This window comes from Streptomyces sp. YS-3, from assembly GCF_045257485.1.
Taxonomy (GTDB): domain Bacteria; phylum Actinomycetota; class Actinomycetes; order Streptomycetales; family Streptomycetaceae; genus Streptomyces.
Genome location: NZ_JBJHPC010000377.1, coordinates 1 through 7,172, shown reverse-complemented (window position 1 = coordinate 7,172; position 7,172 = coordinate 1). Strand labels below are relative to the sequence as shown.

Here is a 7,172-nt window from a genome sequence, read left to right as displayed (position 1 = left end):
CCCCCCGCCCCGCCGCGCGCGGCGCCCCCGGCGAAGTCCCGTGCGTACTCGCGGACGAACGCGGCCAGGGCGATCACGGTGTTGCGCAGCTCGGAGTAGAGGACCCGCTCGTTGGGGGCGTGCAGGTTGCACATGCTGTCCTGGGCCCCGAACAGCAGTACCTCCGCGCCCGGCGCCGCCTTCGCCAGGCCGTTGACCAGCGGAATGGAGCCGCCCGTGGCGACGTACGAGGCCTCCTCGCCCCACGCCTCCCGGAGCGCGGTGAGCGCGGCCCGGTAGGCGGGGCCGCCGGTGGTCGCCTCGTATCCGGGCCCGGTGTCGCCCGGGGTGACGGTCAGCGGGATGCCGAAGGGGCGGAGCGCGCGCAGATGGTCGACGAGCCTGCGCTGTGCCTCGACCGGGTCCTGGAGCGGGTGGAAACGCAGGTTCAGCTTGGCCCGTGCGGAGGGGACCACCGCGGAGGCCGCGTGCTCGACACCCGGCGCGTCCAGACCGATCACCGTGATCGCGGGCCCGCTCCAGAGCCGTTCCCCCAGCGATCCGGACCCGATCAGGGGGACCCCGTCCCGGACGCCCGCCAGCGAACGGAACTCCTCCTCCGTGTACGTCGTTCCGGTCCAGGGGTCGCGGCGCAGGCCCTCCACGGCCACGTCGCCGTGGACGTCGTGCAGGGTGGCCAGGGCTTTGAGCAGGGCCAGCAGGGCGTCCGGCGCCGCACCCCCGAACTCGCCGCTGTGGCGCGGCTCGTCCAGGGTGCGCACCTCGACCGTCACCTCGGCGGCTCCGCGCAGCCCGGTGGTCAGCGTCGGGGTGCCGGGGCGGAGGTTGCCGAGGTCGGCGATGACCATCGCGTCGCAGGCGAACCGCTCGGGGTCGGTGGCCGGGTAGGTGTCGAAGGCGCTGCCGTACTCCTCCTGCCCCTCGATCACGATCTTGACGCCGACGGGCGGCCGTCCGCCGTACACCCGCAGCATCCCGAGGTGGGCGATGACGTTGGACTTGTCGTCCGCGATGCCCCGGGCGCGCAGCCCGCCCTCGACGGGCGTGGGCTCGAACGGCGGGGAGAGCCAGAGGGTCTGGTCGCCCGGGGGCTGGACGTCGTAGTGGCCGTAGAGCAGGACGGTGGGCGCGTCCGGGGTGGGAGCGGGGACGCGGCCGTAGACCACCGGGGCGGTGCCGGGCAGGTCGAGCCGTTCGACCTGGGGCACCCCGGCGTCCCGGAGCAGCTCCGCCACCAGGTCGTGCGCCTCCTGGACGGGGCCGGGCGGAAAGCCGGGGAAGGCGATCGAGGGGATAGCCGCCAGCCGCTCCAGGTCGGCGCGGAGCCCGTCCATGAGGCCGTCGACTCGGGTTTCCAGCTCCATCGCGCGCCGCCCTGACTGCCGCTCCGCCGCCGTGCCCGGGGACCGGGCCGCGGATCCGAATGCCATCGGGACACCACGATTCGCGATCGGGCGCGGGGCCGCACCCCGGGCGGCGCACCCGGGTCACCGTGCCCGGACCCGGCGTTGTCAGTGGTGGATGGCACGCTGGCGGGTATGGACGAGCTGATACGGCGCCGGGTCTACGGGGCCGACCACGACGATCCGGACCCCGGGCCGCGGCCGGGGCGTGTCTACCGTGAGCTGGTGGCGGGCCCGCTCGACGGGCTGCTGCTCGACGTCACCGGCTGGACCGAGCGCCGGCTGGGCGAAGGCGCCGCCCTCGCCACGGAGATCGGTGCGCACGGACCGGGTGGCCGCGCGTGGTACGGGCCGCGGCCGGGCGATCCGCACCACTGGGACTGGGCGGGGGACACCCCCTGATCCGGCCGTCGTCCGCCGAGGCGTCAGCCGTTCGTCAAGGCGTCAGGAGTCCTGCCGTCCCGGGCCGCCGCGGACGATCAGCCGGGTGAGCAGGACGACCGACCTGGGCGCCGAGCGGTCGCCGTCGATCCGGGAGAACAGCAACTGGGCGGCGGTGGCGCCGAGCGCGACCGGGTCCTGGCTGACGACGCTGAGCGGCGGGCTGAGGCGGTCGGCGAGGGGAAAGTCGTCGAAGCCGACGACGGCGACGCGGTCGGCGTCCCCGAGCGCGCCCATCACCCCCATGGTGATGACGTCGTTGGTGGTGAACAGGGCGGTGGGCGGCCGGTCCAGGGCCCGCAGCGCGGCCAGGGCCGCCGCCGCGTCCGGCCGGCTGCGCAGTTCGTGCCGTACGAGAGCGGGGTCCTCGGGTATGCCGTGCGCGGCCAGCGCGTCGAGGTAGCCGGCGTGGCGCTCGCGCTGGGTCCAGATGTCGAACCGGTCGCCGAGGTAGGCGATCCGGGTATGGCCCTGGGCGAGCAGATGGCGTACGGCCCGCTCCGCGCCCGCCCGGTTGTCGACCGTGACGGTGTCGACGGCCAGCCCCTTGGCGGGCCGGTCCACGCAGACCACCCGGGTGCCGCCCGCCATCGGCTGCTTGAGGAAGCCGTGCCCCCCGATGGTGGGGACCAGGAGGAGGCCGTCCACCTGGCGCGCGGTGAAGGCCGCTATGACCTCGCGTTCGCGGCGCGGCTCGTCATTGGTGCTGCCGACGAGGACGAGACAGCCGCGGCGGTGCGCCTCGTCCTCCACCGAGCGCGCCATCAGCGCGTAGAAGGGGTTGGCCAGATCGTCCACGACGAGCCCGATCGTGGAGGTGCCGGGGTTCTTGCGGCGTAGGTTGCGGGCGTTGTCGTTGCGCTGATAGCCCAACTGCCGTACGGCCTGCTCGACTCGGGCGGCCGTCCCGGGGGACACTCCGGGCTCGCCCGACACCGCGCGCGACACGGTCATGGGGCTGACTCCGGCGGCGCGGGCCACGTCCTTCATCGTCGGGCGCTTCACGGGACTCCTCAGCGGCGGATCCGTCCCGGACGGCGGACGGTGATGCGTCGATGATTGCAGACGGAGCCGCATGTCAGGCCGGATGAGCCGACCTTGGGACCACTGGTGCGGCCTGGGCCTTCACGGGGCCCGGACTTGGTAACGTTCCCATTCCCGACGTCCGTTTCCCCGGCTTGTTACGTGCCGGGCCCTTGACGTGTCGTCAGGGACACCTCAACAATCCTGAGTTGATTGGTAACGTTCACACGCCCACCACGCACCCGCACTCCGAGCATCCCCGTCCCGAGGCCGCCCGCCGGACGGCGAGCGGGCCTCCGCGAGAAGGTGGTCCCCCCTCGTGCTCCGATCCGTGCACCCCTCCAGATCCCGTCCGCGCTCCCGGTACGCGGCGGCGTTGAGCGCCCTCGCCCTGGCCGCCTCCGGTCTCGTCGGCCTCGCCACGGCGGCGCCCGCCCACGCGGCGGCGCTGCCGCTGACCCAGTACGTCGATCCGTTCATCGGCACCGACGACAGCAACGCCCCCAACCCCGTGCCGGGCGGCGCCGGGGGCAGCACCTACCCCGGCGCCGTAGTGCCCTTCGGCGGCGTGCAGTTCAGCCCCGACACCCCCACCGCCTCGCCGTCCGGCTACCGCTACAAGGACGCCACCGTCGAGGACTTCAGCCTCACCCATTTCGACGGCGCCGGCTGCCCCAACAACGAGGACCTGCCGCTGCTGCCCGTCACCGGCGCGCTCTCCACCTCACCGGGGTCCAACTGGACCGGATACGCGTCCGGCCACACCAAGGCGAACGAGGTCGCAAGGCCCGGCTACTACAAGACGCGCCTGGACCGCTACGCCACCGACGTCGAGCTGTCCGCCACCACCCGCACCGGTATGGGCAGGCTGACCTACCCCGCCTCCGCCACATCCCGGCTGCTGGTCGCCACCGGCCGCAGCGCCACCGGCAGCCGCGCCGGAGCCGTGCACGTCAACGGCGGCGAGCTGACCGGCAGCGTGACCGCCGGAGGGTTCTGCGGCTCGTCCAAGACGTACCAGATCTACTTCGACATCCGCTTCGACCGCACCCCCACCGGCTTCGGCACCTGGTCGGGCGCCACCGTCACCGACGGCTCCGCCGACGCGTCCGGGACCAACACCGGCGCCTACGTCACCTTCGACACCACGGCGAACTCCACCGTCCAGTTCAAGGTGGGCCTGTCGTACGTCAGCGTCGCGGGCGCCCAGGCCAACCTGGCGGCGGAGAACGGCGGCTGGGACTTCGGCGCGGTGCGCAACTCGGCCGACGACTCCTGGAACCAGATGCTCAACCGGGTCCAGGTCGGGGGCGGCAGCACCGCCGAGCGCCAGAAGTTCTACACCTCGCTCTACCACGTCCTGCAGAGCCCCAACATCTCCAGCGACGTCAACGGCGACTACCGTGGCTTCGACAACGCCGTGCACCGCTCGGCCCGGCCAGTCTACCAGAACTACTCCGGCTGGGACATCTACCGCTCGTGGGCGGCCCTGATAGGGCTGATCGCGCCCACCGAGGCCAGTGACATCGCCAAGTCGATGGTGCTGGACGGACAGCAGGGCGGACTGCTGCCCAAGTGGTCGCAGCAGACCAACGAGGACTTCGTGATGACGGGCGACCCGGGCCCGATCATCGTGAGCAGCCTGTACGCGTTCGGGGCGCGCGACTTCGACACGAGCGCGGCACTCGCCCTGATGGAGAAGGCCTCCAACGGCGGCACCGCCCAGGGCAGCGCCATCCGGGGCCGCCAGTCGGCGTACACCAGCCTGCACTACCTCGACGACCCCTCCGACTCGCTGGAGTACTCCGCCTCCGACTTCGCGGTGGCCCAGTTCGCCAAGGCGCTCGGCAACGCCCCCAGCTACACCACGCACATGAGCCGCGCCCAGTGGTGGCGCAACACCTTCAGCTCCGAGTCGTCCTACGTCCAGCAGCACCGGAGCGACGGCTCCTGGACCTGGCCGCTCGACCCGGCGAGCCAGTCCACCTTCACCGAGGGCAACGCCTCCCAGTACACCTGGATGGTCCCGTACGACTTCGCCGACCTGATCAGTTCCATGGGCGGCCGGCAGACCGCCGTCCAGCGTCTGGACCACCACTTCACCGAGGTCAACGCCGGTCAGAGCAGGCCGTACTACTACATCGGCAACGAGCCCGAACACGGTGTGCCGTGGGCCTACAACTACGCCCGCCACCCCTCCGGCGCCTCGGACGCGGTCCGCAAGGTGATGACCGAGTCCTTCACCACCGGCGCCGGCGGCCTGCCCGGCAACGACGACCTGGGGGCGACCTCCGCCTGGTACGTCTGGGCCGCCCTCGGGATGTATCCGGCGACGCCCGGCGCGGACACGCTCGCGCTGCACGGACCGCAGTTCCCGTCCGTCCTCATCCAGCGCGCGGCCGGGGACATCACCATCAACTCCTCCGGCTCCGGCGCCTATGTGCAGGGCCTCGCGGTCAACGCCACCCCCACCAGCCACAGCTATCTGCGCTACCCGGACCTCGCCTCCGGCGCCACCCTCACGTACACCATGGGGGCGGCCCCCGGCGCCACCTGGGGCACCGGGGCATCCGATGTGCCGCCCTCCTTCCAGGACGGCGCCACTCCGGTCCCGGCCGCGCCCGAGCTCGGCGCCAACCTCGCCCGGGGGGCGACGGCGACCGGATCGGCCGTCTGCGCCGCCGCCGAGTCGGCCGACAAGGCGGTGGACGGCGCGCTGCGGAACAACAGCAAGTGGTGCTCGTCCGCGAGCGGTCCCTCGCTCCAGGTCGATCTGGGCTCCGCCCGGACCGTGTCGTCGTTCGTCGTCGAGCACGCCGGTCTGGGCGGCGAGAACACCGGCTGGAACACCGGCGGCTTCCAGATCCAGACCAGCACCGACGGCTCCTCGTGGACCACGGCGGCCACCGTCACCGGCTCCCGCTCCAGCCGGACCTACCACCCCGTCTCCCCCCGCACCGCCCGGTACGTCCGGCTGCTGGTCACCAGCCCGGCCAACACGTCCAGCAGCGCGGCCCGGATCTACGAACTGGAGGTGTACGGGGGCGGTCGCGGCAACCTCGCCCTCGGGCAGCCGGCGACGGGTTCCGCCTCGTGCAACGCGGCGGAGACACCCGACAAGGCGGTCAACGGGAGTGTCGGCGGCGGCACCGGAGACAAGTGGTGCTCACTGGCTGCCGGCACCAAGAACCTCCAGGTCGACCTGGGCTCCTCCCACCCGCTGGACTCCGTCGTCATACGGCACGCGGGGGCCGGTGGTGAGAGTGCCGCCCTGGACACCAGGGACTTCGACCTGAGCGTCTCGGCCGACGCGGCGACCTGGACCACGGTGGCCCAGGTGCGCGGCAACAGTGCCGACGCCACCACCAACCCGGTGACCGCCTCCGCCCGCTATGTGCGGCTCTCGGTCCTCACCCCGACGCAGAGCGCGGACCAGGCCGCCCGGATATACGAGATGGAGGTCTACGGCACCTGACGCCCCGGCCCGGCGGACGGGCCCCCGCCGCGCGCCGCCGGGCAGCCGAGGTCGGCGCGCGGCAGGATGTGCGCCGTCGGACGTTTCAGCGCTCCGCTGCCCACAGCGGAAACTCCGTCAGAGGGCGGCGACGGGAGTGCCGTGCGCGAAGTCCGCGACGACGACTCCGCCCTCCTTGGTGTCGTCGTTGATGAAGACGATCGACTCCATGGGCACGTTCCGCTCGTCGCCGAGCGCGGCCACCAGCTCCTGCGCCACGACCGTCTCCAGGACGACCCGGGCGCCGGGCGCGGTGTCGGGCAGCCGGACGACCGCGAGGTTCTCGGACCCCTCGACCCGGGCGGTGGTCACCAGCAGGGTCAGATGACCGGCGGCCGAGAGGGAGCGGGCGAGGGCGACCTCACGGCCGCAGCCGAAGACGAGGTGCAGGGTGTTGCCCGCAGACTCCATCTCGCCGTGCAGGTAGTTGCGGGTGACCGAGGCCGCGGCCGGCATCCGGGGCACCTCGCGCAGCAGCAGCGCCGCCTCCTCCGCGGTGGCCCGGGAGGCGCCGGAGCCGACGCAGTCGACGGCGACGCACCGCGCGGCCCGGGCCAGCAGCGGGGCGATGGTTCGGGCGGCCCGCGTCCGTACGGCCTCGGCCTGTTCGGGGACGCCGTCCCAGGAGTCGCCCGCGCGGCCCGCGATCACCCCCGCGATCAGGTCGAGCGCGATGACCGTACCGGTGAAGCCGACCGTCGAGGCGCAGGAGTCGGGTTCGTTGCCGAGGTCGACGGTGAGCCCGGCGAGGGCGCCGAGGGGGGAGGGGGTGACGTTGAGGACCGCCAGGG

The 7,172-nt window shown here is 72.9% G+C and carries 4 protein-coding genes and 1 pseudogene; 2 read left to right on the top strand and 3 right to left on the bottom strand.

The features are described from left to right. Positions 1–1,364 (bottom strand): M20/M25/M40 family metallo-hydrolase (locus ACJA3G_RS25545; protein ID WP_406555393.1); only part of this gene is annotated, 1,364 nt, incomplete at its 3' end. Between the two features lie 174 nt (positions 1,365–1,538). On the opposite strand from ACJA3G_RS25545, the gene ACJA3G_RS25540 reads away from it, so the two are divergent. Then, entirely contained in the window at positions 1,539–1,805 is a 267-nt protein-coding gene (locus ACJA3G_RS25540) for a hypothetical protein (protein WP_406555392.1), read from the top strand. 42 nt (positions 1,806–1,847) lie between these two features. Here the strand turns inward: ACJA3G_RS25540 and ACJA3G_RS25535 are convergent, their stop codons facing one another. After that, entirely contained in the window at positions 1,848–2,849 is a 1,002-nt protein-coding gene (locus ACJA3G_RS25535) for a LacI family DNA-binding transcriptional regulator (protein WP_406555391.1), read from the bottom strand. Between the two features lie 337 nt (positions 2,850–3,186). On the opposite strand from ACJA3G_RS25535, the gene ACJA3G_RS25530 reads away from it, so the two are divergent. Next, positions 3,187–6,342: a GH92 family glycosyl hydrolase gene (locus ACJA3G_RS25530; protein WP_406555390.1), complete on the top strand. Its 3,156-nt coding sequence runs from the start codon at positions 3,187–3,189 to the stop codon at positions 6,340–6,342. Positions 6,343–6,459: 117 nt separating this feature from the next. On the opposite strand, the pseudogene ACJA3G_RS25525 reads toward ACJA3G_RS25530, so the two are convergent. Next, positions 6,460–7,172 (bottom strand): annotated as a pseudogene (locus ACJA3G_RS25525) (hypothetical protein); the annotation flags it as partial.

What these genes read in the sequence shown, in the direction of transcription:
- ACJA3G_RS25540 (WP_406555392.1), top strand. Translation starts at nt 1,539, where the DNA reads ATGGACGAGCTGATACGGCGCCGGGTCTACGGGGCCGACCACGACGAT.